The sequence below is a fragment of the Rhodococcus sp. AC861 genome, assembly GCF_979256035.1.
This window is the reverse complement of sequence record NZ_CEEDMW010000001.1, coordinates 128,906-154,803: the sequence shown is the minus strand read 5'-3', so window position 1 is coordinate 154,803 and position 25,898 is coordinate 128,906. Positions and strand designations below refer to the sequence as shown.

At 67.6% G+C, this 25,898-nt stretch carries 24 protein-coding genes; 10 read left to right on the top strand and 14 right to left on the bottom strand.

Annotation, left to right across the window (positions count from 1 at the left end):
* Position 1 precedes the first annotated feature (1 nt).
* A complete protein-coding gene (locus AC0IX4_RS00720; protein WP_042575927.1) occupies positions 2-895 on the bottom strand; it encodes a LysR family transcriptional regulator in 894 nt (297 codons plus the stop codon).
* 71 nt (positions 896-966) lie between these two features.
* Here AC0IX4_RS00720 and AC0IX4_RS00715 point away from each other — a divergent pair, with 71 nt between their 5' ends.
* Genes AC0IX4_RS00715 through AC0IX4_RS00700 form a run of 4 tightly spaced genes read left to right on the top strand, consistent with a single transcriptional unit; the run spans position 967 to position 4,839 of the window.
* Positions 967-1,881: an EamA family transporter gene (locus AC0IX4_RS00715; protein WP_056072112.1), complete on the top strand. Its 915-nt coding sequence runs from the start codon at positions 967-969 to the stop codon at positions 1,879-1,881.
* Between the two features lie 38 nt (positions 1,882-1,919).
* Positions 1,920-2,828 carry an ABC transporter substrate-binding protein gene (locus AC0IX4_RS00710; RefSeq protein ID WP_056072114.1) on the top strand — a complete coding sequence of 303 codons (909 nt, stop codon included), beginning with the start codon at positions 1,920-1,922 and terminating at the stop codon, positions 2,826-2,828.
* Positions 2,829-2,858: 30 nt separating this feature from the next.
* A complete protein-coding gene (locus tag AC0IX4_RS00705; protein ID WP_042575938.1) occupies positions 2,859-4,145 on the top strand; it encodes a Mur ligase family protein in 1,287 nt (428 codons plus the stop codon).
* Positions 4,138-4,839: a type 1 glutamine amidotransferase gene (locus AC0IX4_RS00700; RefSeq protein ID WP_269430152.1), complete on the top strand. Its 702-nt coding sequence runs from the start codon at positions 4,138-4,140 to the stop codon at positions 4,837-4,839. The genes AC0IX4_RS00705 and AC0IX4_RS00700 overlap by 8 nt, the downstream gene beginning before the upstream one ends.
* Here the strand turns inward: AC0IX4_RS00700 and AC0IX4_RS00695 are convergent.
* The 4 genes from AC0IX4_RS00695 to AC0IX4_RS00680 all read right to left on the bottom strand — a co-directional run bounded on the left by AC0IX4_RS00695 (position 4,836) and on the right by AC0IX4_RS00680 (position 8,847).
* Positions 4,836-5,936 carry an AbrB family transcriptional regulator gene (locus tag AC0IX4_RS00695; protein ID WP_056072117.1) on the bottom strand — a complete coding sequence of 367 codons (1,101 nt, stop codon included), beginning with the start codon at positions 5,934-5,936 and terminating at the stop codon, positions 4,836-4,838. The two genes, AC0IX4_RS00700 and AC0IX4_RS00695, sit on opposite strands and share 4 nt — an antisense overlap.
* Positions 5,933-6,334, bottom strand: coding sequence for a universal stress protein (locus AC0IX4_RS00690; RefSeq protein ID WP_471827691.1), 402 nt, complete (start codon positions 6,332-6,334; stop codon positions 5,933-5,935). Before AC0IX4_RS00690 ends, AC0IX4_RS00695 begins: the two co-directional genes overlap by 4 nt.
* A 31-nt stretch (positions 6,335-6,365) precedes the next feature.
* A complete protein-coding gene (locus tag AC0IX4_RS00685; protein ID WP_042575013.1) occupies positions 6,366-7,766 on the bottom strand; it encodes a CitMHS family transporter in 1,401 nt (466 codons plus the stop codon).
* Positions 7,767-7,860: 94 nt separating this feature from the next.
* Positions 7,861-8,847: a Bug family tripartite tricarboxylate transporter substrate binding protein gene (locus AC0IX4_RS00680; RefSeq protein ID WP_471828318.1), complete on the bottom strand. Its 987-nt coding sequence runs from the start codon at positions 8,845-8,847 to the stop codon at positions 7,861-7,863.
* A 138-nt stretch (positions 8,848-8,985) separates the two neighbouring features.
* Between AC0IX4_RS00680 and AC0IX4_RS00675 the strand changes: the two genes are divergently transcribed.
* Both AC0IX4_RS00675 and AC0IX4_RS00670 read left to right on the top strand, forming a co-directional pair.
* On the top strand, positions 8,986-10,626 hold the full coding sequence (locus AC0IX4_RS00675; protein ID WP_056072120.1) for a sensor histidine kinase: 1,641 nt from the start codon (positions 8,986-8,988) through the stop codon (positions 10,624-10,626).
* Complete coding sequence (locus AC0IX4_RS00670) at positions 10,623-11,291, top strand: response regulator (protein ID WP_156388303.1); 669 nt, start codon at positions 10,623-10,625, stop codon at positions 11,289-11,291. Before AC0IX4_RS00675 ends, AC0IX4_RS00670 begins: the two co-directional genes overlap by 4 nt.
* On the opposite strand, the gene recR is transcribed toward AC0IX4_RS00670, so the two are convergent.
* From recR to AC0IX4_RS00655, 3 genes are all read right to left on the bottom strand, one after another.
* Positions 11,288-11,899 carry a recombination mediator RecR gene (gene recR / locus AC0IX4_RS00665; RefSeq protein ID WP_042575016.1) on the bottom strand — a complete coding sequence of 204 codons (612 nt, stop codon included), beginning with the start codon at positions 11,897-11,899 and terminating at the stop codon, positions 11,288-11,290. The two genes, AC0IX4_RS00670 and recR, sit on opposite strands and share 4 nt — an antisense overlap.
* A 3-nt stretch (positions 11,900-11,902) precedes the next feature.
* Complete coding sequence (locus AC0IX4_RS00660; protein WP_042575017.1) at positions 11,903-12,241, bottom strand: YbaB/EbfC family nucleoid-associated protein; 339 nt, start codon at positions 12,239-12,241, stop codon at positions 11,903-11,905.
* Positions 12,242-12,305: 64 nt separating this feature from the next.
* Positions 12,306-12,740 (bottom strand): SRPBCC family protein, encoded by a 435-nt coding sequence (locus tag AC0IX4_RS00655; protein ID WP_471827690.1) that lies wholly within the window; start codon positions 12,738-12,740, stop codon positions 12,306-12,308.
* A gap of 227 nt (positions 12,741-12,967) precedes the next feature.
* Between AC0IX4_RS00655 and AC0IX4_RS00650 the strand changes: the two genes are divergently transcribed.
* The 3 genes from AC0IX4_RS00650 to fadD5 all read left to right on the top strand — a co-directional run bounded on the left by AC0IX4_RS00650 (position 12,968) and on the right by fadD5 (position 17,319).
* On the top strand, positions 12,968-14,380 hold the full coding sequence (locus AC0IX4_RS00650) for an FAD-binding oxidoreductase (RefSeq protein ID WP_471828317.1): 1,413 nt from the start codon (positions 12,968-12,970) through the stop codon (positions 14,378-14,380).
* Positions 14,377-15,696, top strand: a complete 1,320-nt coding sequence (locus tag AC0IX4_RS00645) for a class I SAM-dependent methyltransferase (protein ID WP_471827689.1) — start codon at positions 14,377-14,379, stop codon at positions 15,694-15,696. The genes AC0IX4_RS00650 and AC0IX4_RS00645 overlap by 4 nt, the downstream gene beginning before the upstream one ends.
* A gap of 87 nt (positions 15,697-15,783) precedes the next feature.
* Complete coding sequence (gene fadD5, locus AC0IX4_RS00640) at positions 15,784-17,319, top strand: fatty-acid--CoA ligase FadD5 (protein ID WP_471827688.1); 1,536 nt, start codon at positions 15,784-15,786, stop codon at positions 17,317-17,319.
* Here fadD5 and AC0IX4_RS00635 read toward each other — a convergent pair.
* The gene (locus AC0IX4_RS00635; RefSeq protein WP_042575020.1) at positions 17,316-17,504 is read right to left on the bottom strand and encodes a membrane protein; all 189 of its coding nucleotides are present in this window, start codon (positions 17,502-17,504) and stop codon (positions 17,316-17,318) included. The genes fadD5 and AC0IX4_RS00635 overlap by 4 nt on opposite strands.
* A gap of 90 nt (positions 17,505-17,594) precedes the next feature.
* Here AC0IX4_RS00635 and AC0IX4_RS00630 point away from each other — a divergent pair, with 90 nt between their 5' ends.
* Positions 17,595-18,731 (top strand): alpha/beta hydrolase family protein, encoded by a 1,137-nt coding sequence (locus AC0IX4_RS00630; protein ID WP_471827687.1) that lies wholly within the window; start codon positions 17,595-17,597, stop codon positions 18,729-18,731.
* A gap of 50 nt (positions 18,732-18,781) precedes the next feature.
* Here AC0IX4_RS00630 and AC0IX4_RS00625 read toward each other — a convergent pair whose 3' ends face one another.
* The 5 genes from AC0IX4_RS00625 to AC0IX4_RS00605 form a co-directional block, all read right to left on the bottom strand.
* Entirely contained in the window at positions 18,782-20,932 is a 2,151-nt protein-coding gene (locus tag AC0IX4_RS00625) for a 3-hydroxyacyl-CoA dehydrogenase NAD-binding domain-containing protein (protein WP_042575022.1), read from the bottom strand.
* 9 nt (positions 20,933-20,941) lie between these two features.
* Positions 20,942-22,153, bottom strand: coding sequence for an acetyl-CoA C-acetyltransferase (locus AC0IX4_RS00620; RefSeq protein WP_042575023.1), 1,212 nt, complete (start codon positions 22,151-22,153; stop codon positions 20,942-20,944).
* 175 nt (positions 22,154-22,328) lie between these two features.
* Positions 22,329-24,452, bottom strand: coding sequence for a DNA polymerase III subunits gamma/tau (locus tag AC0IX4_RS00615; protein WP_042575024.1), 2,124 nt, complete (start codon positions 24,450-24,452; stop codon positions 22,329-22,331).
* A gap of 46 nt (positions 24,453-24,498) precedes the next feature.
* The gene (locus AC0IX4_RS00610; RefSeq protein ID WP_471827686.1) at positions 24,499-25,083 is read right to left on the bottom strand and encodes an HhH-GPD-type base excision DNA repair protein; all 585 of its coding nucleotides are present in this window, start codon (positions 25,081-25,083) and stop codon (positions 24,499-24,501) included.
* Positions 25,084-25,124: 41 nt separating this feature from the next.
* Positions 25,125-25,886 carry a hypothetical protein gene (locus tag AC0IX4_RS00605; protein WP_471828351.1) on the bottom strand — a complete coding sequence of 254 codons (762 nt, stop codon included), beginning with the start codon at positions 25,884-25,886 and terminating at the stop codon, positions 25,125-25,127.
* Between the last annotated feature and the right edge of the window lie 12 nt (positions 25,887-25,898).

The window sequence follows — 25,898 nt, the reverse complement described above, 5'->3', positions numbered from 1 at the left end:
GTCACGGAGCGACTGCCGCTACCTGCGCCTCGAGCGCGTCGAGCACCGCCGCGACGGCGGGTCGTTCGGCCGCTCGGGGGCGGGTGGCGACGTCGTAGATCCGCGCGGCTTTCACACCGGCCAGTCGACACTTCGCGACGCGCGGGTGGGCGGAGGCGTAGCGCGGCATCAGCGCGATGCCGTGGCCATGGGCCACCAGCTCCTCGGTGAGCCGGAAGTCGTTGATGCGCATGATGACTCGGGGAGTCACGCCGGTGACGGTCGCGATGGAGAGCAGGACGTCGTCCACCGGGAAGCCGCCCCGCACGCTGATCCACTGCTCGTCGGACAATTCCTCGATGTCGACCGACTCGCGATGAGCGAGCGGATGCGACGGCGGTAGCACCAGATCGATGGGCTCCCGCATCAGCGTGCGCACCTCCACCCTTTCCGACGCGATGGTGGGCGCCCGTTCGTCTCGATGGGTGAGCACCACGTCGTAGTCGGCGAGCAGTGCCGGGACGGACGAGGCGGGGACATCCTCGTCGCGTGCGTCGACGACGACCCCGGCACCCGAGAGCCGGTCGAGCACGCCCGGCAGGAGCAGTGCGGCGCCGGACGGGAAGAGTGCCAGTCGCACGGTTCCGCGTGCGCTCCCGCGGTACGACGCCATCTCGTCCGATGCCCGCCCGAGCGCTGCCAGCACGTCGTCGGCGTGCGGAACCAGTGCGCGGCCTGCCGCCGTGAGCCTGACCCGGCGTCCGTCGGGTTCGAGAAGGGCGACGCCCGCTTCCTTCGTCAGCAGTTTGAGCTGCTGGGACACCGCCGACGGTGTCATCGACAGCGCCTCCGCGGTGGCTCCGACGGTGCCTCGGTCGGCCAGCTCGCGGAGGACTCTGAGGCGTTCGACATTCATGAAGCAACGCTACATTGCTAGCTCATAATTATTCGATTGTCCTTACCTATGCCGGTGAGGACACTGGGTTCATGACCACTCGCGACCGCCTGCTCGGACTGATCGTCGTCGTGGTCTGGGGGCTCAACTTCCTGGCGATCCGTGCAGGCCTCGACCAGTTCCCGCCCTTCTTCTTCGCAGCGCTCCGATTCGCCGTCATCGCCGTCCCGGTCGTGCTGTTCGTGCGCCGCCCGAACGTCCCGCTGAAGTGGCTCCTGCTGTACGGCGTCGGATTCGGACTCCTGCAGTTCGCCTTCCTCTTCGCCGCCATGAACGCCGGCATGCCTACCGGACTGGCGTCGTTGGTGCTCCAGTCGTCCGCACCGTTCACGGTGGTTCTCGGTGCCCTGTTGCTCCGCGAACACGTCGGCCCTCGCCAGTGGCTCGGCATCGGTGTCGCCGTCGGCGGGATGGTGCTGATCGGGTGGGACAGGGCGCACAACGCGACTCTGCTTCCGGTGCTGCTGACGCTGCTCGCCGGCCTGAGCTGGGCTTTCGGCAACCTCGGCAACAGATTGGCCGCGTCGAAGGAGCCGATGCGACTGATGCTGTGGATGTGCGTCGTTCCGCCTCTGCCGCTGTTCGCGTTGTCCGCCGTGACCGAGGGGCCCACCGCCGGATGGTCGGCCGTCGGCGACGCGGTGTCCACCGGCCGGTACTCGGGTCTGCTCGGACTGCTGTACATCGTGGTGGTCGGCACGATCGCGGGCTCGGGTCTGTGGACGGTGCTGATCAGCCGGTACCCGGCCGGTGTCGTCGCGCCGTTCTCCCTGCTGGTGCCGGTCGTCGGAATCGCCGCGTCCTGGCTGGTCCTCGACGAAGTTCCGAGCGTCCTGTCGCTGGTCGGTGCCGTCGTGGTGATCGGCGGCTGCATGTGGGGCCTGAGTCGCTCACCCCGCGCGGCCGCCGCGATCGAGGGTGCGCCGCTCGCAGCCCAGCGAACCTGACACCCCTACGGCGCCGCGTGGTGACTTAGGGTGCCCTCATGTCCAGATCTACCCGTGTCCTCCCGGCCCTGCTCGCGGTCGTCGCCGTCGTTGCGACCGCATGTTCCGCCGCATCGACGCAGGCGAGCGAGCCTGATGGAACGCGCCTCGTCTCCCACGCGCGCGGCGAGACCGAGGTCCCCGCGTCGCCGCTGCGGATCGTGACGCTCGAACCCGTGCAGCTCGACACCAGCGTCGCGCTCGGTGTCGTCCCGGTCGGCACCGCGGTGCTGAGCGAGGCAGCCGGAGTGCCGGCGTACCTAGGCGCCGAGGCGTCCGGTATCCCGACGATCGGCACGGTCGCCGAACCGCGGATCGAGGCCATCGCGGCCCTGCAGCCCGACCTGATCCTGGGAACAGAGACGCGCCACGGCGAGCTGTACGACCAACTTGCCGCGGTCGCTCCCACCGTGTTCATGGCGTCGCAGAGCGACCCGTGGCAGGACAACGTGCGATTCGTCGGCTCCGCATTGGGACGGGACAGCGAACCTCTGCTGGCCGAGTACGAGCAGCGGTGCGACGACATCGCCGGCAGGTTCGACACCGACGGGCGCACGGCGCAACTGATCCGGCCCCGCGACGGTCTGCTGACCCTGTACGGACCCCTGTCCTTCGCGGGCAGCACGCTCGAATGCGCCGGCTTCACGACGCCGCCGCGCCCGGAATGGTCCGACGAGATCAGCGCGGACCTGTCACCGGAACTGGCCGCGCAGGCGCGCGCGGACCTCGTGGTGATCACCTCCGCCACGCCGGACGACCCAGCATCGGTGCCGGCGGCCATCACGGCGAACGCGTCGACGTTCCCGCAGCCGCACGTCGTCGACCAGTCGTACTGGATCACCGGTGTCGGACCGAAGGGTGGTCAGGCAGTGCTCGACGACATCGAACGGATCCTCGGGGCGTCCTGACTTCCTCGCCGTATGGGAGGATCGGTCATCATGATCGACAGCAGCAGACGGCACCTCGGAGCCCGCGGCAGGCTGGCTCTGTCCGCGGCATCGGCCGCGGCGTGGGCCTCTCAGAAGGCCGGACGCGGCAAGGGTTCGATGATCGGCGGACTGGTCGCGCTGAAGATCGATCCGGCGTTGATGTCCCGCCTCGGCGCGAACCGTCGCACGGCCGTGGTGACCGGAACCAACGGCAAGTCGACGACGACCCGTATGACCGCTGCCGCGTTGGCCACCCTCGGCGACGTGGCGACGCAGGCCGACGGCGCCAACATGGACGCCGGCATCGTCGCCGCACTGAACTCCCGCCGCACCGCCCCGTTGGCGGCCCTCGAGGTGGACGAACTGCATGTTCCCCACGTGTGTGACGCGGTGAATCCCGAGGTGCTGGTGCTGCTCAACCTCAGCCGCGACCAGCTCGACCGGGTGGGCGAGATCAACATGATCGAACGCAAACTGCGCGCCGGGCTGCGCGATCATCTCGACACCGTGGTGGTGGCCAACTGCGACGACGTGCTCATGACGTCCGCCGCGTACGACTCGCCCCGCACGGTCTGGGTCGCGGCCGGCGGCGGCTGGGTCGGCGACTCGGTCAGCTGCCCCCGCACCGGCGAGCCGATCGAGTGGAGCGGCGCGCACTGGCGCAGCACGGGAACGCTCGAGGACGGTCGCGAATTCGCCCGCCCGGAACCGCAGTGGTGGCTCGACGACGACAATCTGTACGGACCCGACGGGCTGATCCTGCCGATGACGTTGACGCTTCCGGGGCGCGCGAACCGCGGCAACGCGGCACAGGCCGTGGCAGCCGCCGTCACCATGGGCGCGGATCCGGTGGAGGCCGTGGCGGCCGTCAGCGCCGTCAGTGAAGTCGCCGGACGCTACAGCTCGATCCAGTACGGATCACACACTGTCCGAATGCTTCTGGCGAAGAATCCCGCCGGTTGGCAGGAAGCGCTGTCGATGATCGACCCCGACGCCGACGGTCTCGTCATCGCCGTCAACGGCCAGGTTCCCGACGGCGAGGATCTGTCGTGGCTGTGGGACGTGCGGTTCGAGCACTTCGAGAACACCACGGTGATCGCCGCCGGTGAGCGCGCGACCGACCTCGGGGTGCGCCTGACCTATGCGGGCGCCGATCACAGCGTCGTCCCGAATGCGTTGCGCGCCATCGAGTCCTGCCCTCCCGGCAGAGTCGAGGTCCTGGCGAACTACACGGCGTTCCGCGATCTCGGCCGCGCCTTGGCTCGCGAAACGGCGAAGGAGGCTCCCGGTGTCTGAATTCCGGATCGGACTCGTCCTCCCCGACGTCATGGGGACCTACGGCGACAGCGGGAACGCTCTGGTGCTCCGCCAGCGCATGCTCATGCGCGGACTCGACGCCGAGATCGTCTCCATCACGCTCGCCGACCCGGTACCGGACTCCCTCGACGTCTACGTTCTCGGTGGCGCGGAGGATTCGGCTCAGCGCTTGGCGACCAAACACCTCGCGCGGTACCCGGGTCTGCAGCGCGCCGCGGAACGCGGTGCTCCCGTCCTCGCGATATGCGCAGCGATCCAGGTACTCGGCGAGTGGTACGAGACCAGCTCGGGCGAACGCGTCGACGGTGTCTCGATGCTGAACGTCACCACGGCGCCGCAGGAGACCCGGTCGATCGGTGAAGTCATCACCCGCCCGGTGTCCGACCGCTTGACCCAGACGCTGACCGGCTTCGAGAACCACCGTGGCGGTACGACTCTCGGTCCCGATGCCGCACCGTTCGCGCGTGTCGAGCACGGCGTCGGCAACGGTGTCGGCGACGGCAACGAGGGCGTCGTGCAGGGCTCGGTGATCGGCACCTACATGCACGGACCGGCGCTGGCCCGCAATCCCGAACTGGCGGACCATCTGCTCGAGACAGCTCTGGGTCACTCCCTCGAGCCGCTGCACCTGGCCGACGTCGAGCAGCTGCGCACCGAGCGTCTGCGCCGCTAGACCGAGACCGGATCCTCGGCCGGTTTCCGCGCCGCCCGGCGCATCAGCAGCTGGGCGATCAGCGGTGCGGCGATCAGCATCGACACCAGGCGGATCAGCTGCACGCAGGCGACGAAGGTGACGTCGCTTCCTGTCGACGCGGACACGGCCAGCACGGCCGCGAGCCCACCCGGAGTCGTCGCGAGGTAGCCCGTCAGCAGGCTCGTGCCCGTCCACGCGGACAGCGCCCAGCCGAGCAGCGCGCAGATGACTCCGATGCCCGCGACGAGAGCGAAGGCGTAGGGGAAGAGCCGACCTATCAGACGCAGGCTCGACATCGTGAAGGCCAGTCCCGCTTGCCATCCGATCACCAGGAAGGCGATCGGGAGCACGATCGGGGGGATCTCGATGCCCACCGGCCACCCGAGAAGAGCGAGTGCGCCGGACACCAGCAACGGTCCCAGCGTCGCGGGTGCGGGAAGACGCGCGAGCCGCCCCAGAGCGATGCCCACCAGCACGGCACCGACGAGGAAAAGCACACCGATCCACCACGGCAGCGCATCGTCGACGGGTTCCGCAGGCTCGACGGCGTGTGTGTCCGCATGGAACACGAAGGTGACCACCAGCGGCATCGTCACGACGACCAGAGCGACGCGGAGGTACTGCACGACGGCGACGACACGCTCGTCGCCGCCGAGTTCGCGAGCCGTGGCCACCAGTCCGGTCGCGCCGCCGGCGATCAACGCCAGCATGCCCGTCGCTGCCGTCACATCCTTGTTCAGTGCGAGGAGCGCGCCGCAGCCGGCACTGACCGCCAACGTGGCGATGCCGATGGCCACCGCGGGAAACCAGTTGTCGCCCAACGCAGCCAGCGTCTCGATGTCCACCATCAGGCCGATCGTCACGGCCAGGGTTCCCTGCGCCGCCATCGACCCGAACCGCGGGACCGCGCGCGGACCCAGTCCCGTCAGGGCGAAGAAGACCGCGACGACGAGAGCCGCGAACAGTGACGGGGCGGTCAGTCCCACAGCGTCGAGAAGGAACCATCCGGCCACGGACACGGCTGTGAGCGCCACCCAGCGGGTGGCGCTCACAGCGACGGTACGAACTCTGCTCACGACTTGACGAGCAGCACCGGTACCGGTGTTTCGAGAAGCAGACGCTGGATCGACTGGCCCATCAGGAACTTGCCGACGGCCGACCGGTGACGCGAACCCACCACAAGAAGTTCCGCTCCGGACTTCTCGATGAGCGCGAGCAGGGTGGTCGTGGCGTCGGGGTCGGGCTGAGCTGCGGCCAGGGTCCACGTCGCCTCGGAATCACCGAGAGCCGAGAGCGACGCCCTGATGGATTCCTCCACCGCGTCGGCCTCCTTGGCCTCCGAGGAGCGATCGGGCGAACCGGAATAGGCATGCAGCACAACCAGGTCGGTGCCGGTCGCCCGTGCCTGCTGGAGTGCGGATCCGAGGGCTTTGCGGCCTTCGTCGGAGCTGTTGTGAACGACGGCGACACTCATGATCGTGTGTTCTCTTTCTCGTGGATGCTGATCAGCCGAAGGGGATCTGGCCGAGGAGGACGCCGACGGCGAGCATCGTCAGGGAGACGACGGTGGCGCGCCACAGGACCTTGCGGTGGTGGTCGGCGAGCGAGACGCCGGCAAGGGTGACCAGCAGCAGGATGGCGGGGACCAGCGGGCTCTGCAGGTGGACGGGCTGGCCGGTGATCGAGGCGCGTGCCATCTCGACCGGCTCGATGCCGTACTGCGCGGCCGTCTCGGTGAGCACCGGGAGAATGCCGAAGTAGAAGGCGTCGTTGGTCATGAAGAACGTCAGCGGGATCGACAGGATTCCGGTGATGACGGCCAGGAACGGTCCCATGGCGTCCGGGATGACGCCGAGGAGCCACTCGGCCATCGCCTCGACCATTCCGGTACCGGAGAACACGCCGGTGAGGACGGCAGCTGCGAGCACCATCGCGACGACGGAGACGATCGAGGCGGAGTGGCGTGCGATGGCCTCGCCCTGCTCCTTGACCTTCGGGAAGTTGAACGTGAGCGCGATGGAGGCGGCGATCATGAACAGCACCGGGATGGGGAGGATGTCCATGACCAGGATGACGAGGAGCGTGACGGTGAGAATTGCGTTGAACCAGAGCAGCTTCGGACGCAGGGTGTCGCGGTTCGGGTCGAGTCCGTCGATGAACTGGCCGGCCTTGCCGTCGTTCTCGTCGTCACCGGTGGTGATGTCTGCGCTTCCGGTGCTGCGACGGGTCTTGCCGGTTCCGGTGCCGTCGGTACCCACGCCGGCTCCCACGAGCTCCGTGTCGTAGACCAGCGAGCCGAGGCGGCGACGCTCCATCAGGCCGAGGTGGATCGAGAAGAGCAGCACGATGATCAGGCCGGCGATCATGGACGGCACCATGGGGATGAACACGTCGGAGGGCGAGATGCCCAGTGCCGATGCGGCGCGGACGGTGGGTCCACCCCACGGGATGATGTTCATGGTGCCGTTGGCCAGACCGGCGACGACGGTCAGGATGACCGGGGAGACACCGAGTTTGAGGTACAGCGGCAGCAACGCGGACGTCACGATGATGAACGTCGTGGAGCCGTCACCGTCGAGCGAGACGACCATGGCCAGCACGGCGGTACCGACGACCAGCTTCATCGGGTCGTTGCGCACCAGGCGCAGGATGCCGCGCACCAGCGGGTCGAACAGTCCGACGTCGATCATGATGCCGAAGAAGATGATCGCGAAGAACAGCAACGCGGCGGTCGGGGCGAGCGATTTGATGCCGTCCGTGATCATGTCGCCGATGCCGAGGCCGGCTCCGGCGAACAGACCGAAGATGACCGGCACCAGGATCAGCGCGACGACGGGCGTCGCACGTTTGGTCAGGATCAGGAACATGAAAGCGGCAACCATGAGGAAGCCGAGTATCACCAACATGGTTACTACTCCTCGTGTTTCGAGTGGGGTTCATCGAGTGGATCGGGGTGTTCAGGACACAGCTGTCGCAGAGGACCGAGCTGGTGGGCCGGCGTCAGCCGGTGGTGGGTGGGCCGATCGTGGTGCGGACGAGGTCGGCCTGCTCGTCCAGGAACGACGCGAAGTCGTCACCGGTGAGAAGAGCGTCCCTCCACCCGTTGCGCAGCAGGATCTCCTGCCACACAGGGGATTCGACCAACGACTCGACCTGGGCGGTCAGAGCGTCGACCCGGTCGGGCGGCAGTCCTGGCGGCGCGAGGATGCCCCGCCAGTTGTCGAAGTCCAGGTCCACACCCTGCTCGCGGACGGTGGGGGCGTCGATACCGTCGATACGCTCGGCGCTGGAGACGGCGAGGACACGGACGGTGCCCGACGCGATCTGGTCGAGGTACTCGCTCACGCCGGTCGTGGCCACGTCGACCTGGCCGGTGAGCAGGGCGGGAAGCAGCTCGCCGCCCCCGTCGTAGACGCGGTACTCGGACGCCCGCGGATCGACTCCGACGGCCCGAGCGAGCTGGGTTCGGAACAGTCCGTCCGGACCCCCCTCGGCGGACCCGCCGGCGAACTGGAGACCGGACGTGTCCGAGCGCCACCGATCGAGCAGGTCGGCGAACGTACGCAGCGGGGATGCTGCCGGTACGAGCACGACCTCGGGTTCGGTGACCAGGCGGGCGATGGGAGTGACGTCGGTGATCGAGTGATCGGACGGGGTGGTGGACAGTGCGCCCACCAGCCCCAGTCCCATCACCAGCAGGAGCCGATCGTTGCCCTGTTCCAGAGCAAGGCGATTGAGCCCCACGACGCCACCCGATCCGGGTAGTACGAGAACGTCGTCCACCACGACGTCCTCCGCGGCCCAACCTCGGGCCAAGCTGCGAGCGGTCAGGTCGTAACCGCCACCGGCGACGGAAGGAGCGATGAGACGAAGTCCCGGCTCCCCCACCCCGGTCACCATGGACGGCATCGCCGCACTGCAGGCGGTCGCCGTGCAGAGCACCACCAGCAGCGCTACGAGAGCGCTGATGCGGCGACGTCGGTTCATGGGCACGATCTCACTGTGGCGCATCTTGTGACTGCGGTCACCCTTTGGTGCACAAACGGGATTGTGTTCATTGTGCGCGCCGGCCGTGCACGCCGATGCGCGAACTCCCGCACCGTCCGGCGGTACGGTTCAGCGGTGATGCGGCGGCGACTGAATCTCCTTCGATCACGCCGCACCCTCTCGTCACAACTGCTCGGACTCCAGCTTCTCATCATCGTCGCCGTGCTCGTGGTCATCAGCGGCCTCTCGCTCGCGCAGGCGTCCGCGACCTTCCAACGTGAGCAGGGCCTGCGCGTGCAGTCCGCCGCGGAGAATCTGGCTGCCAGCCCTACCGTCCGGCAGTTGCTGCCCTCCGCTCAGCCACGCATCCGGTCGGGGCTTCAGGGCGCCGTGGAGTCGGTGCGCGCAGTGTCCGGCCTCGACTACGCACAACTCACCGATCCCGACGGCGTCATCGTCGTCGCCACGGATCCGTCGCGGATCGGGCAGAAGTCCGCCGCCGAGGGTGCCGGAGCCCGCGCCGGCCGATCCTGGACCGGTCTGGCCGAGACCAGCGAGAACACGGCACTGTCCCCGAACGCGTCCGTCCAGTCGCAGGTCCCGGTACTCGACGCCGACGGTCGGATCGTAGGAGTGGCCATCGTCGGGCGTGAGTACCCGTCGGTATGGGCGCGGCTCGGCCAGGCGACCCCCGACCTGCTCATCTACCTCGCGGTCGCCTCCGTCCTGGGAGCCGTGGGCTCCATCCTGCTTGCCCGACGCGTCAAGCGGCAGACGATGGGCATGGAGGCCGGAGAGATCGTGGACCTCGTCCGGCAACGCCAGGCCATGCTCGAGGGACTGAAGGAAGCCGTTGTCGCACTGGACCCTTCGGGCAGGGTCGTCCTGCTGAGCCGCAGCGCCCACGACATGCTCGGTCTCCCCGAGGACAGTGTCGGACGGGACGTGGAGAAGCTGGGGCTCGACGATCGCGTGCTCGACGTCCTGCGCCACCCCAGCGACGACGGTGATCAACTCGTTCTCACCGGTGATCGCATCCTGGTCTTCAACACCGTCCCGATCGAGGCTGCCGGTCGGAAGGTCGCGACGGTCACCACGTTCCGCGACCGCACGGAGCTCAGCGACGTCGAGAGCAAGCTCGACATCAGCCGCACCAGTTCGACCGCACTGCGCGAACACATCCACGAGTTCGACAACCAGCTGCACACCATCTCGGGGCTGGTGCAGCTCGGCGAGTACGACGAGGTCGAGCGCTATGTCGACGGCATCACCGAGCATCGAGAACGACTGACCTCCACCGTCACCGACCGCATCGACGATCTGGGGGTCGCCGCCCTGCTGATCGCGAAGATCGGTGCGGCGGCCGCACGGTCGGTCACGATTGCGCTCGACGACGCCTCGAATCTGCCCCGATCGAGCGACGACGGCTCGCGTGATCTCTGCACCATCGTCGGCAATCTCGTCGACAATGCAGTAGACGCGCTGCTGGAACACGGGACGCCGGATCCGGTCGTACGAGTGCGCATCGTGACCACCGAGGACCGTATCGACGTCGAGATCGCGGACAACGGCCCCGGCATCGACGCTCCGGACGTCGACAAGGTCTTCGAACAGGGGTGGAGTACCAAGGGGACGTCGCTCGACGGCCACGGTTTCGGCCTGGCCCTCGTCCGCGTCGTCTGTCGCCGCGGCGGCGGCGAGGTGTCGGTGGGTGAGAGAGTCGAGGACGGCAGGCGCTGGACGGTCTTCCGGGCGAGCGTGGGGAGGGACGAACGATGACACTCAAGGTCCTGGTGGTCGACGACGACTTCATGGTCGCGCGCGTACACACCGGGTTCGTGGCGAAGGTGGACGGCTTCGAGGTGTGCGGGGTGGCGCACACGGCCAGGGAGGCGCTGGAGAAGGTCGAGTCGACACGGCCGGATCTGGTGCTTCTGGACGTCCACCTGCCGGGCGTCACCGGACTCGATCTGATCGGCCCGTTCCGCGACATCATCCCTGACCTGGACGTTCTGGTCATCACCAGCGAGCGTGAGGCCGAGTCGGTTCAGAGGGCGCTACGCGCCGGCGCCGTGCACTATCTGATCAAGCCGTTCAAGTTCTCCGCCCTGCAGGAGCGGCTCGAGCACTACCGGCACACCCGCGAGTCGTTGGCGGCCATCTCCGAGGCGGAGCAGGATGCCGTCGACAAGGCGTTCGGAGTTCGCGGTGCGGCCACCCGTCTACCCAAGGGGCTGAGCGGCGAGACGTTGACGATGGTGGAGCAGCACCTCAGGGACCACGAGACGGAGATCTCCGCGAGCGCGATGGCCGAACGCACGGGCATGTCGCGCTCCAGCGCGCGGCGCTACCTGGAGTACCTGAGCGACGTGAACCGCGTGACGGTGACGCTCGACTACGGCAACGTCGGCCGGCCGGAGCGGCTCTACCGACTCAAGCGCTAGCGCATCACGTTGCGGCCGGACAGCGCCCGGCCCAACGTCAGCTCGTCGGCGAATTCGAGGTCGCCGCCCATCGGTAGACCGGATGCCAGGCGCGTCACGCTCAGACCGGGGAAGTCGCGCATCATGCGCAGCAGGTAGGTCGCCGTCGCCTCGCCCTCGGTGTTGGGGTCGGTGGCGATGATGACCTCCGAGACGTCGACACCGTCCTCCTGATTGCCGACGCGGGTAAGCAGCTCACGGATGCGGAGTTGGTCCGGACCGACGCCGCTGAGCGGATCGAGAGCACCGCCGAGCACGTGGTAGCGGCCCTTGAACTCGCGAGTGCGCTCGACGGCCTGGACGTCCTTCGGCTCCTCTACGACGCAGATCATGGTGCGGTCGCGCCGGGGATCGGAGCAGATGCGGCACATCTCCTTGTCCGAGACGGTGCCGCACACGATGCAGAACTGCACTCCGTCGCGAACACGCTGCAGAGCTTTCTGCAGGCGGTCGATGTCGGGCGCCTCGACGGCGAGGAGGTGGAAGGCGATGCGCTGCGCACTCTTCGGTCCGACACCGGGGAGTTTGCCCAGCTCGTCGATCAGATCCTGGACCGGACCTTCGTACACGGTCTAGAAGCCGGGCAGACCGGGAAGACCGCCGCCGGCGAGACCGGCGAGGGGGCCGAGCTTCTGCGAGGCGACCTCGGCCGCGGCGCGCGACGCGTCCGCGATGGCGCCGATGACCAGATCCTGCAGGGTGTCGACATCGTCGGGATCGACGACCTTGGGGTCGATGGTCAGGCCCACCACCTCGCCGCTGCCCTTGACGGTGGCCACGACGAGTCCGCCGCCGGCGCTGCCGGTGACCTCGGTCGCGGCGATCTCGGCCTGGGCGGCCATGAGCTGCTGCTGCATCTGCTGGGCCTGCTGCAGCAGTTGGGACATGTCGGGCTGTTCACCGGGTTGCACGGCGGGTGTCCTTCCGAGACGTGAGCAGGGGTCGGGGTCGAGCCTAGTCACTCGACCCGACAGGTCACCGGACCTGACGCGACAGGTTCTCCAGCAGACTTGCCTGGATCTTCTTCAGCCCGAGAGGGGCGAAGGTCTTCTCGAAGAAACCGCCGATGCCACCGGCGCCGGTCCACTCGGTCGTCGTCGTCACCTGCGAACCTGCCCCACTCGGGGAGACGGCGTAGGTGGTGACCATCGACGAGTTGGCATCGGTCTCGGTGATCGTCGAGCCCGCGACGGACACGGTCGCCAGGACGTCCCGTGACCGCTTCTCGGTCGCCTGGAGGATCCAGCGCACGACGGTGCCGTCGCCCTGACCGCCCTCGACGACCGCGAAGTCGCGGTAGTTCTCGGGCAGGATGCGCGGGCGCACGGTCTCGTAGTCGGAGAGCGCAGCGAGCACCTTGTCGGGTGCCGCCTCGAACGTGCGGACACTGCTGGCGCTGACCTTGGCCATGAGGGGTTCTCCTGAGCACATCGAAACGAACGAACGGTACTACCAGTCTTCCATGTCCCGGCCGAGAGGTTTCCGGGCGGACACCGGGCGAATCGACGGCAACGATCATGTGACGTTTCCCGTCTCGAGGGGCACCTTCCGTAGCGTTGCGAACAACCGCGATATAGCGTTCTCGCGTGGATCGGACACTCGACGCAGAACGTGGGAGACCCCCCGGACCTGCTGAAATCGGACAAGACCGGCACCAGGCCGGCGTACGGACACTGCTGAGCAGCTACCGCGCGATACCCGACGCGGCGACCGTCCGGCTGGCGAAGAAGACGTCCAATCTCTTCCGCGCCCGGCCGAAGAACACCGCTCCCGGCCTCGACGTCTCGGGACTGGGCGGAGTCATCTCCATCGACCCCGTCGCGATGACGGCCGACGTGCAGGGAATGTGCACGTACGAGGACCTCGTGGACGCGACCCTGCACCACGGCCTGTCGCCGCTTGTGGTCCCCCAGCTCAAGACCATCACGCTCGGCGGGGCCGTCACGGGCCTCGGGATCGAGTCGACGTCCTTCCGCAACGGGCTCCCGCACGAGTCCGTGCTCGAGGTCGACATCCTCACCGGATCCGGTGACATCGTCACCGCGACAGCCGACAACGAGTACAGCGACCTGTTCCACGCGTTCCCCAACTCGTACGGCACGCTCGGGTACTCGACCCGTCTCCGCATCGAGCTCGAGCGTGTCCACCCCTACGTCGCCCTGCGCCACGTCCGTTTCCACGACGTGGAGTCGGTGCAGGAGGTGATGACCCGGATCGTCGCGGACCGCGAGTACGACGGCGAACGCGTCGACTACCTGGACGGAGTCGTCTTCACAGGATCCGAGGCGTACCTGACGTTGGGCCGCGGCACCGACGAACCCGGACCCGTCAGCGACTACACCGACGATCGCGTCTTCTACCGGTCCATCCAGCACGACGGCGCCGCCCCGAAGCGTGATCGGCTGACTATCCGCGACTACCTGTGGCGATGGGACACCGACTGGTTCTGGTGCTCCCGTGCCTTCGGCGCCCAGAACCCCCGCATCCGGAAGTTCTGGCCCAAGAAATACCTGCGCAGCAGCTTCTACTGGAAGCTGATCGCGCTCGACCAGAAGTACGACATCGCCGATCGCCTGGAACGGCGCAAGGGCAACCCGATCCGCGAACGCGTCGTGCAGGACATCGAGGTTCCCGTCGAGAACACGGCCGCCTTCGTCGACTGGTTCCTGCGGGAAATACCGATCGAGCCGTTGTGGTTGTGTCCGCTGCGGCTGCGGGAACCCGACGGCTACAGCGATGCGAGCGAGGCGGATGCCGGAGTTCGCGGGTGGCCGCTGTACCCGTTGCAACCACACCGTACGTACGTCAACATCGGTTTCTGGTCGTCGGTCCCGATCGTCGACGGTGAGCCCGAAGGTGCGGCGAACCGCCGCATCGAACGGACGGTGACCGAGTTCGACGGCCACAAATCGCTCTACTCGGATTCGTTCTACGACAAGGACGAGTTCGATGCCCTCTACGGCGGTGAGAAATACCGCCTTCTGAAGAAGAAGTACGACCCCGATTCGCGACTGTTGGATCTGTATTCGAAGGCGGTGCATCGTCGATGACGACGTTCAAGGATCATCAGAACTCCGGCACGGCCGGTAGTTCCCCCAAACTCTCCATAGCCGAAATTCTCGAGCAGTTCACCGAAGGTGATCTGCCCGTGCGCTTCTCGGCCTACGACGGCAGCACGGCCGGTGCCGAGGATTCCGAGTACGGGCTCAAGCTCACCTCACCCCGCGGCACCACCTACCTCGCAACGGCCCCGGGCGATCTGGGCATGGCCCGCGCCTACGTCTCCGGCGACCTCGAGATCGAGGGCGCCCACCCGGGCGACCCGTACGACGTGCTGAAGATGCTGGGCGACGACCTTCACTTCAAGCGCCCGTCCGCCCGCGCGCTGGCCACCGTGACCCGCTCGTTGGGCTGGGAGTTGTTGCGGCCCATCGCTCCCCCGCCCCAGGAGTCGCTGCCGCGGTGGCGTCGTATCGCCGAGGGTCTGCGGCACAGCAAGACCCGCGACGCGGAGAGCATCCACCACCACTACGACGTGTCCAACACGTTCTACGAGTACGTCCTCGGCCCGTCGATGACCTACACCTGCGCGGCCTACCCGAGTATCGACGCCTCTCTCGAGGAGGCGCAGGAGAACAAGTACCGCCTGGTGTTCGAGAAGCTGAACCTGAAGGCGGGCGATCGGCTGCTCGACATCGGCTGCGGCTGGGGTTCGATGGTGCGCTACGCGGCCCGCCGCGGCGTCCACGTCATCGGCGCCACGCTCTCCAAGGAACAGGCCGAGTGGGCACAGCAGGCCATCGCCGCCGACGGCCTCGGTGATCTCGCCGAGGTCCGGCACAGCGACTACCGCGACATCGCCGAGACCGACTTCGACGCGGTGTCGTCCATCGGCCTCACCGAGCACATCGGTGTCTCGAACTACCCCGCGTACTTCGCGTTCATCAAGAGCAAGCTCCGTCCCGGCGGCCGCGTGCTGAATCACTGCATCACCCGACCGGACAACCGGTCGTCGGCACGTGCGGGTGGGTTCATCGACCGCTACGTCTTCCCCGACGGTGAACTGACCGGGTCGGGTCGCATCATCGCCGAGATGCAGGACGTCGGCCTCGAGGTGCGCCATGAGGAGAATCTCCGCGAGCACTACGCGCTGACTCTGCGCGACTGGTGCCGCAACCTCGTCGACAACTGGGATGCCTGTGTCGCCGAGGTCGGTGAGGGAACCGCCCGCGTCTGGGGCCTCTACATGGCCGGCTCGCGCCTGGGCTTCGAGCGCAACGTCGTGCAGTTGCACCAGGTGCTCGCCGTGAAGCTCGACAGCACCGCCGACGCGGGACTTCCGTTGCGCCCCTGGTGGAACGGCTGATCTGCTGACACGGACGCCGTCTCGGGTGTCGAATCACTGGGACTGTCGACACCCGAGGGGGTGCGACTCCACGAGAGGACACCCGAGATGGCGGATCAGTCGCAGCCCGGACGTGCACGGCGGGACAACTGGAACAACCAGGTACGTCGACACGCACTGATGGATCCCGCGGGTGTGGCGCTGCGCTTCGGCGGGGCGACGCACACCTGGCGCGGCCTCGCCGACCGTGTCGACGCACTCGCCGGCGGGTTGTCCCGCCGCGGTGTGACGGCCGGGGACCGGGTGCTGATCCTGATGCTCAACCGGCCCGAGTACGTCGAATCGGTGCTGGCGATCACCGCCGTCGGTGCGATCGCCGTGCCCGTCAACTTCCGGATGAGCGCACCGGAGATCACCTACCTCGCGGAGAACAGCGGCGCCGGCCTCATCGTCGTGGAGGACGCTCTGGCACCGCTCGCCGCGGCGGTCGGCGTCGCGGACTCGATCGTGGTGGGAGGTGACGGGGACACCTACGAGGCGCTGATCCGCGAGGGCATTCCTGCGCCCGACACCGACGTCCCGGACGATGCGCCGGCGCTGATCATGTACACCTCGGGAACCACCGGCCGCCCCAAAGGCGCTGTGCTGTCCCATTCCAACATGCAGGCCCAAGCACTCACCTGCATCCGGGCGCTACAGATGTACGGAGTGGACGAGATCAATTTCTGCGCATCGCCGATGTTCCACATCGCCGCGCTGGGCAGCATCGCCCCCAGTCTCAAGCTCGGCATCCCCACCGTCATCCACCCCGTCGGTGCGTTCGACCCGGCCGCACTGCTCGACGTCCTCGAGGCCGAGTCCGTGACCACTCTGTTCCTCGTGCCGGTGCAGTGGCAGGCGGTCTGCGCAGAACAGGCGCGACGCCCCAGGAGGTTGGCACTGCGGGTGATCTCGTGGGGTGCGGCGCCGGCGTCGGACACCGTGTTGAGTGCCATGTCGCAGACGTTCCCCGACGCCCTCACCGTGGCCGTCTTCGGCCAGACGGAGATGTCGCCGATCACCTGTGTCCTCGACGGCGGCGACGCACTCCGCAAACTCGGGTCCGTGGGACGCGTCGTCGCCACGGTGGAAGCGCGGGTCGTCGACGACGACATGGTCGACGTCCCGCGCGGCGACATCGGCGAGATCGTCTACCGCGGACCGACGTTGATGCACGGTTACTGGGAGAACTCCGCCGCGACGTCGGATGCGTTCCACGGCGGCTGGTTCCATTCCGGCGACCTGGTGCGCCAGGACGACGAGGGCTTCGTCTTCGTCGTCGACCGCAAGAAGGACATGATCATCTCCGGCGGTGAGAACATCTACTGCGCCGAGGTCGAGAACGTCCTGTTCTCTCACCCCCGAATTCTCGAGGCAGCCGTCATCGGCCGCCCGGACGATCGGTGGGGTGAGGTGCCCGTCGCCGTCGTCGCGCAGCGCCTCACCGACGAGCCGGACCTGACGCTTCCCGACCTCGTCGACTGGCTGGACGCACGCCTCGCGCACTACAAGCACCCTCGCGACCTGGTCCTGGTGGAGGCGCTCCCCCGCAACGCCGGCGGCAAGGTCGTGAAGGTCGACCTGCGCCGGCGGTATTCGAGCTAGACCCCGCGGCGCCTGCTCACCACCACGATCGCCACTCCGACGATCAGGATGATGGGACCGAGGATCGACCAGGTGGACGTGTTGCTCATCGCGCTACCGCCGATCACCCCGAATCCCTGAAGGGCGAACAGGAGGCCCAGAAGGGCGATTACGACACCGATGACGGTGACAACAGGAGTCTTCACCTGTCGAACGTAGTCCCCTGACGCCGCGTCGGGCAGATACTCGTGAGGAGACACACCACGAGGTGCGCAGCCCATGGTGAACTGACAGACGTGACTCTTCGACGACGACTCGGTCTCCCCGCCCTCGTTGCCTGTGTATCGCTGGCGACACCCCTCTGGCTCGCCGTCGCTCCGGCATCCGCGGAACCTGCCGCGGGAACCGTGCTCTCCAGCAGTGCGCTCGACCCGGCGCTCGCGCCCCGAGGTGCCGCCGAGAGCTACCTCGTCCGCTACACCACGCTGCGCACCGCGGACAAGGTCGGCGAGTCGACGGGAACCGTGTTCGTGCCCGCCGGCGAGCCTCCCGTCGGTGGATGGCCCGTGGTCTCGCACGCTCACGGAACCACGGGCATCGACGACGCGTGCGCACCGTCGCTGACAGGCACCACCGAGCTCGAACGGCCGGCCGTCGAAGCGTGGCTGGCGGCGGGATACGCCGTCGTCGCCACCGACTACGCGGGCATGCGAACCCCCGGCGTGAGTGCGTATCTCGACGGCCCCGCAGCCGGCGCGAACACCGTCGACATCGTGCGCGCGGCCCATTCCGTGGTGGGTGGGACGTTGTCCCCGACGTGGATCGCCACCGGGTTGTCGCAAGGGGGGAACGCGGCGTACTTCGCTGCGGCGGCTGCATCGTCGCGCGCACCGGAACTCGACTTCCGCGGCGCCGTGGCCATTGCCGGACCGACGCAGCTGGACTCGGTCTTCCCGTTCGCCGGCCCGACGATCCCGCCGGTGCTCCCGAACGGCATCGTCGGCTACGTGTTCTCCACCTTGGCGGGCATGAGCGACCAGCGCCCCGAACTCGATGTGCGGAGCTACCTCACTCCGCGCGGCCTCGAGTACCTGAACGCGGCGACCACGCTGTGCGGCACCGAATTCCGTACCTACCGAGAGACGCATCCCGCGCAGTTCGGTGACCTGCTGACCAGGCCGCTGACTCCGCTGGCGCCGGTGTTCCGGCAGATGCAGGCCGTTCCCGTCAGTGGATACGATCGGCCCCTGTTGGTGACGCAGAGCCTGGCGGACCAGACCGTCCCCGCACCTCTGACGTTCGCGCAGACCGCACGAATGTCTGCCGCCGGCACGGACTTCCAGCTGGTCACCTTCCCGACTCCCGACCACGTCGGAACGCTGATGGCGTCGATGCCGGCCTCGCTGGACTTCGCAGCACGCGTGCTGCGCTGAGACGACGACAGCCCCGCACCACGAGGTGCGGGGCTGTCGTGTGCTCGTGACTAGCGCAGTGACGCAGGCGGAGTGAACCGCTCGCCGTACTGCTTGGCCAGCTCCTCGGCACGGGCGACGAACGCCTCCTTGCCGATCGAACCGTCCGCGGCCTCGTAGCCGACGACATACTGGTGCACGCCACCGGTCCACGCCGGGAAGCCGATTCCGAAGATGGAACCGATGTTGGCGTCGGCCGTGGTGTTCAGGACACCCTCGTCGAAGCACTTCTGCGTCTCGATCGCCTCGATGAAGAGCATGCGCTCCTTGAGGTCCTCGAAGGATGCCTCGGACGTCCCCGACTTGAAGGCGTCACGCAGACCGGACCAGAGGCCGGTGCGCTTGCCGTCCACGTACTCGTAGAAGCCGGCGCCCTTGGACTTGGACGGACGCTCGAACTCGTCGACCATCTTGTCGATCACGGCACCCGCAGCATCCTCCGGAGGAGTTCCGCCGGCGGCCACGATCGCGTCGTAGGTCTCCTTGCGGATCTTCTGCATCAGGGTGAGCGTCAGCTCGTCGGAGAGCTGCAACGGCGGCGCCGGGTAGCCCGCCTGGAGGCCGGCCTGCTCGATGGTCGACGGCTCGACGCCCTCGCCCAGCATCGCGATGGCCTCGTTGATGAAGGTACCGATCACGCGGGAGGTGAAGAATCCGCGGCTGTCGTTGACGACGATCGGCGTCTTCTTGATGGCCTGCACGAGGTCGAATGCCTTGGCCAGAGCCGCATCCGAGGTCTTGTCACCACGGATGATCTCGACCAGCGGCATCTTGTCGACGGGCGAGAAGAAGTGGATTCCGATGAAGTCTTCCTGGCGCTTCACACCCGTCGCGAGACCGGTGATGGGCAGCGTCGAGGTGTTCGAGCCGAGCAGCGAATCGGGAGCGACGAGGTCCTCGATCTCCTGGAAGACCTTGTGCTTGAGGTCCTGTGACTCGAAGACGGCCTCGATGACCAGATCGGCGCCCTCGACGTCCTTCGGGTCCGCCGTGGGGTGGATCCGCGCGAGGAGCGCGTCCGACTTCTCCTGCGTCGTCTTGCCACGCGAGAGAGCCTTGGCCTCGATGGCCTCCGAGTACGCCTTGCCCTTGTCCGCGGACGCCTGCTCGACGTCCTTGAGGACGACGTCGATGCCGGCCTTCGCACAGACGTAGGCGATGCCCGCGCCCATCATGCCGGCGCCGAGAACGGCGACCTTGGTGAACTGGGTCTTCTCGTAGCCGTCCGGCCGCGACTTGCCGGCGTTGATCGCCTGCAGGTCGAAGAAGAACGCCTGGATCATGTTCTTCGAGACCTGGCCGGTGACCAGCGACGTGAAGTAGCGCGACTCGATGGTGGACGCGTTGTCGAAGTCGACCTGCGCGCCTTCCACCGCTGCGGACAGGATCGCGAGCGGCGCCGGCATGGGCGCGCCCTTGATCTGCTTGCGCAGGTTCGAGGGGAACGCCGGAAGGATCTGTGCGAGCTTGGGATTCGACGGCGTGCCGCCGGGGATCTTGTAGCCCTTGACGTCCCAGGGAGCGACGCCGCCCTCGGGGTTGGCCTTGATCCATGCCTTCGCAGCGGGAACCAGTTCCTCGATGCTGCCGACGACCTCGTGCACCAGACCGAGCTCGAGAGCCTTCGACGGCCGGAAACGCGTGCCCTGCGACAGCACCGACATGAAACCGTTCTGGATGCCCATCAGGCGGGTGATGCGCGTGACGCCACCACCGCCGGGGAGCAGGCCCAGCGAGACCTCTGGGAGGCCGAGCTGCACGCCCGGCACGTCGGCGACGATGCGGTGATGCGTCGCCAGCGTGATCTCGAGTCCGCCGCCCAGTGCTGCACCGTTGATCGCGGAGACGACGGGCTTGCCCAGGGTCTCGAGGCGACGGAGCTGCGCCTTGACGGTCTGCACCTCGTCGAAGATCTGCTGTGCGTCGGCCGGACCGGCCTTGATCATGTTCTTCAGGTCGCCACCGGCGAAGAACGTCTTCTTCGCCGAGGTGATGACGACGCCGGTGATGGAGTCCTTCTCGGCCTCGAGGCGATCGACCGTCGCGCCCATCGAGTCCTTGTAGAGCTCGTTCATCGTGTTGGCGCCCTGGTTGGGGTCGTCCATCGTCAGCGTGACGATGCCGTCGGCATCCTGATCCCACGCAATCATGTTCTCGCTCATATAAGTTCCTCAGACTCGCTCGATGATGGTGGCCACGCCCATGCCGCCGCCGATGCACAGGGTGATCAGCGCGTAGCGCCCGTTGCGTCGCTCGAGCTCGTCGAGGACGGTGCCGGTGATCATGGCGCCCGTGGCACCGAGGGGGTGGCCCATGGCGATGGCGCCGCCGTTGACGTTGAGCTTCTCGCCCGGGATCTTCAGATCGCGCTGGAAGCGGAGCACCACGGACGCGAACGCCTCGTTGAGCTCGAACAGGTCGATGTCGTCGACCGTCAGCCCGGCCGCGGCCAGGACCTTCTTCGACGCAGGCGTCGGGCCGGTCAGCATGATGGTGGTGTCGGCGCCACTGGTGGCGGTCGCGACGACGCGCGCACGGGGAGCCATGCCCATCGACTTGCCGGCGTCCTCGCTGCCGACGACGACGAGTGCAGCACCGTCGACGATGCCGGACGAGTTACCGCCCGTGTGGACGTGATCGATCTTCTCGATCCAGTGGTACTTCTGCAGCGCGACGTCGTCGAAGCCGCCCATCGCGGCGATCCCCTCGAACGCGGGCTTCAGCTTGCCCAGCGACTCGACCGTCGTACCCGGACGCATGTGCTCGTCGTTGTCGAGGATCAGCAGGCCGTTCTGGTCGGTGACCGGAACGACGGACTTGGTGAAGTAGCCACCCGACCATGCAGCAGCGGCGCGCTCCTGCGACTGCGCGGCGTAGGCGTCGACGTCCTCACGGGTGAAGCCCTCGATCGTCGCGATCAGATCGGCGCCGATTCCCTGAGGAGCGAAGTAGGTGTCGTAGTTGGTCTGCGGGTCCATCGCCCACGCGCCGCCGTCCGAGCCCATGGGCACGCGCGACATCGACTCGACGCCGCCGGCGATGACCAGCTCGTCCCACCCGGACCGCACCTTCTGTGCGGCGAGATTGACGGCTTCGAGGCCCGAGGCGCAGAAGCGGTTGAGCTGGAAGCCGCCGACCGTGTCGGGCATCTTCGCGGCGAGGACCGCCGTGCGAGCGATGTCCGCGCCCTGGTCGCCGACGGGTGAGACGACACCGAGGATGAGGTCGGAGATCCGATCCTCGTCCATGTCGGGGAAGCGACGACGGAGCTCGTCGATCAACCCGGTGACGAGCGAGATCGGCTTGACCGAGTGCAACGACCCGTTCTTGCCCTTGCCTCGCGGCGTCCTGATGGCTTCGTAGATATATGCCTCTGTGGTCACTGCGCAGAGTTCCTTCCGACGTGAGATGGGCAGCACGGCGGATACAGGCACCGGCGCCCACGAGGTACAGACCTCGACGCCACTCACCATAAGCACGAAAAGGCGTGGCGGAAAGGACCGAAACGAGCGCGCAGTATGACACCGGGGACGGTGTTCGCGGGCCCTTTCGAGAGGGTCAGATCTCCTTGAGCGGGGTGGCGCCCAATTCGGACTGCAGCAGCTCCAGCGCGACCTCGTCCGGATCGCGCCGCGTCGACGGATCGACAGGCTCCTTGGCCTGCTTCATCAACTCTTCCTGCTCCTCCGGACTTTCCGGGGGAGGAGGACCGTCGTACGGATCAGGGCTGCCCGGGTCGTCCGGATAGTCGGGCTCCTCTGGCGGAGGCGGTATGTCGTCGTCGGTCGGCCGCGACGCCGTGGACGGGCGGGCCGTCGAGGTCGGCGCCGGTTGCGGTGCGGCACGGCTGGGTCGCGAGAAGCGAGGAGCGTTCGATGCAGGACGTTCCGGTGTCGCCGTGGCGGGCGCCGGGGCCGCTGCACGCACCGAGCCGTCCCCGGCCTCGCAGACGACGGTCCAGTCCACACCGAACACATCCCGCAGCGCGTCCTTGATGACTTCCGCGTTCCTCGGTTCCACCAGCCTCTTCGCCAGCGGCGCCGAGTCGTGACCCAGCACGATCGCGCCGTCACCGACGGACTTCACCGTCGCACCCGACAGCATCACCTCGACCGTGCGACTGCGCTCACGGACCTTGGTCCGCACCTCGGACCAGACCGCGCGCACGGCAGCCACATCGGGTCCGGCCGTGTCGGGTTCGGGAGCCGCGGTGGGCTCGGGTTCCGGTGTCGGATCCGGTTCCGGTGTCGGCTCGGGCTCGGGTTCCGGGGTCGGCTCGGGTTCCGGGGTCGGCGTCGGCTCGGGTGTCGGCACGGGGTCGGGCTTCGGTGCCGGCACGGGCTCGGGGGTCGGCTCGGGCTGTGGTGTCGGCTCTGGCGCAACAGGTTTCGCGGCCACCTCGGGTGCTGGCGCCGGTTCGGGAGCGCGCTCGGACGGCCGTCGGAAAGTCTGCTTGTGGGCCGTGGCCTCGAGCCGGTCCTGCTCGTGACCCGCCTCCACAGCGGCGGCTTCTCCGGCGGGAAGCGTGACGTCGAGCCGACGCTCCAACCGCTCGATGCGTTGCAGCACAGCACTTTCCGCGTCGGACGCAGCGGGGAGAAGCATGCGGGCACACATCACCTCGAGGAGCAGACGGGGCGCCGTCGCGCCGCGCATCTCACCCAGACCGGCGTGCACCGTCTCCGCGTACCGCGCCAACGTGGCCGGACCGATGCGCTCGGACTCGTCGCGCATGCGCTCGATCATGTCCGCTGGGGCGTCGATCAGACCGCGCTCCCCCGCGTCGGGAACCGCTCGCATGAGGATGAGGTCGCGGAGACGCTCGAGCAGGTCGACGGCGAACCGACGCGGATCGTGCCCGGCGTCCATGACTTTCTCGACGGTGCCGAACAGCGCTGCTCCGTCCTGCGCGGCCAACGCGTCGACGGCCTCGTCGATCAGCGCGACGTCCGTGACACCGAGCAGCATGAGCGCGCGGGCGTACTGCACACCCTCGTCGCCCGCGCCGGCGAGCAACTGGTCCAGCACGCTCAGAGTGTCACGGGGCGAACCGCCGCCGGCGCGAATGACCAACGGGAACACAGCATCCTGGACGGTGACATGCTCTTCCGCGCAGATACGTACCATCAGCCCGCGCATGGCTGCCGGGGGCAGCAGTCGGAACGGGTAGTGGTGCGTACGGCTACGGATGGTCGGAAGAACTTTTTCCGGCTCCGTCGTCGCGAACACGAAGATGAGGTGCTCCGGCGGCTCCTCCACGATCTTGAGCAGCGCGTTGAAGCCGGCCGTGGTGACCATGTGCGCCTCGTCCACGATGAAGACGCGGTAGCGGGACTCGGCCGGGGCGTAGAAGGCCCGATCACGCAGTTCACGGGTGTCGTCGACGCCGCCGTGGCTCGCAGCATCGAGCTCGATCACATCGAGGTTGCCGGGGCCACCGGGAGCCAGCGCCACACACGACCCGCAGACGCCGCACGGAGTCGACGTCGGACCTTCCACACAGTTGAGCGAGCGCGCCAGGATGCGCGCGGAGGACGTCTTACCGCAGCCGCGAGGACCGGAGAACAGGTAGGCGTGATTGATGCGCTTCGAGTCGAGTGCGACGGACAGCGGCTCGGTGACATGCTCCTGCCCGACCACTTCCGCGAACGTCGCTGGACGGTATTTCCGGTACAGGGCCACGCGAGAAAGAGTACCGACGCCGACCGACAGATCGGTCGGCGGGAACCTACGACCCCTTGCTCTCCTTCGCCGCCTTCTTGACGGCCTTCTTGAACTCGCGGACCTCACCCAGTGAGCGGGCGTCGACCACGTCGGCAATCGACCGGCGCGACCCGTCGTCGCCGTAGGAACCCGCGGCGTCGCGCCAGCCCGTCGGCTCCACACCCATCTGCTTGCCCAGCAGCGCGAGGAAGATCCTGGCCTTCTGATCGCCGTACCCGGGCAGCGCCTTCAGTCGCTTCAGCACTTCCTTGCCGTCCGGATCGCCCTCCGTCCAGATGGCGTCGGCACGGCCGTCCCAGGTATCCACGATGAACGAGCACATCGACTGGATCCGCTTACCCATCGATCCCGGGTAACGATGCACCGCGGGCGGGGTGGAGCAGATGGCGAGGAAGTCGTCCTCCGGCATCTCGGCGATCGCGCGCACGTCGAGCGACCCGATGCGATCCACCAGCTTCTTCGGCCCCGCGAACGCGGATTCCATCGGCACCTGCTGATCGAGCAGCATCCCGATCAGGAGCGCCAGGGGCTCGGAAGAGAGCAGTGCGTCGGCGTCGGGGTCTCCCACCAGGTGCAGCGTCGTTGCCATGAATCGAGTGTTTCATGCGTTCGAGCGGTTCCCGCAACGAATCAGATCCCCAGGACGTCACGAAGCCGAAGCGCGAGACGGTCGTCGGTGAGGTCCTTCCACATCCATCGTTGGACGTTCCACCCAGCTGCTCGCAACGCGTCTTCCCGAAGCTTCTCCTGCACGACCACCTCGTCGGAGGATTGCCTGCCGCGGGTGTACTTCGTCATCCCGTCGAACTCTCCGATGACACCGGCGTACTTCCACAGCAGATCCGGCCGGTACGTACGGGCACCGACGGCGATCTCGACCTGCAAGTCCGGCACCGGCAGTCCGTGACGATCCAGGTAGACCCTGCTTCGGGACTCGCCGACACTCTCGCTCCGCCCGTCCATGAAAGCCACCGCGCGCCGCGCACGAGCGATCCCGCGGCGACGGCTGCACCGCCCGAAAGCTTCGTCGATCTCGCGAGACGTGATTCCGCCGAGACGCAGGGCCGAGTCACCCACACACACCGCTTCTTCGAAAGTCAGCGTGCACGCCAGATCGGCCACCGTCCGAGCGGGTGTCGTGACGCGGACGCCGCCGACGAGCTGCACGTCTTCCTCGTCGAGTCGGGTCGCATGTCGCCACCTCGTACTGTCGCGGCGACTCCCGCCGGAACCATCGACGCTCACGTGGACCGTCGAAGGAGCACCGTTCCACAGCGACAGTCCGAGTGCCAGAGCAGCGGATTCGTGGCTGAGCGCGAGATCCTCGCCGCCGGCCTTCAGCGTGGCATGAGCCATCAGCAGATGGCGTTCCTCGAGCGTTGCATCAGCCAAGGCACCTCGGGA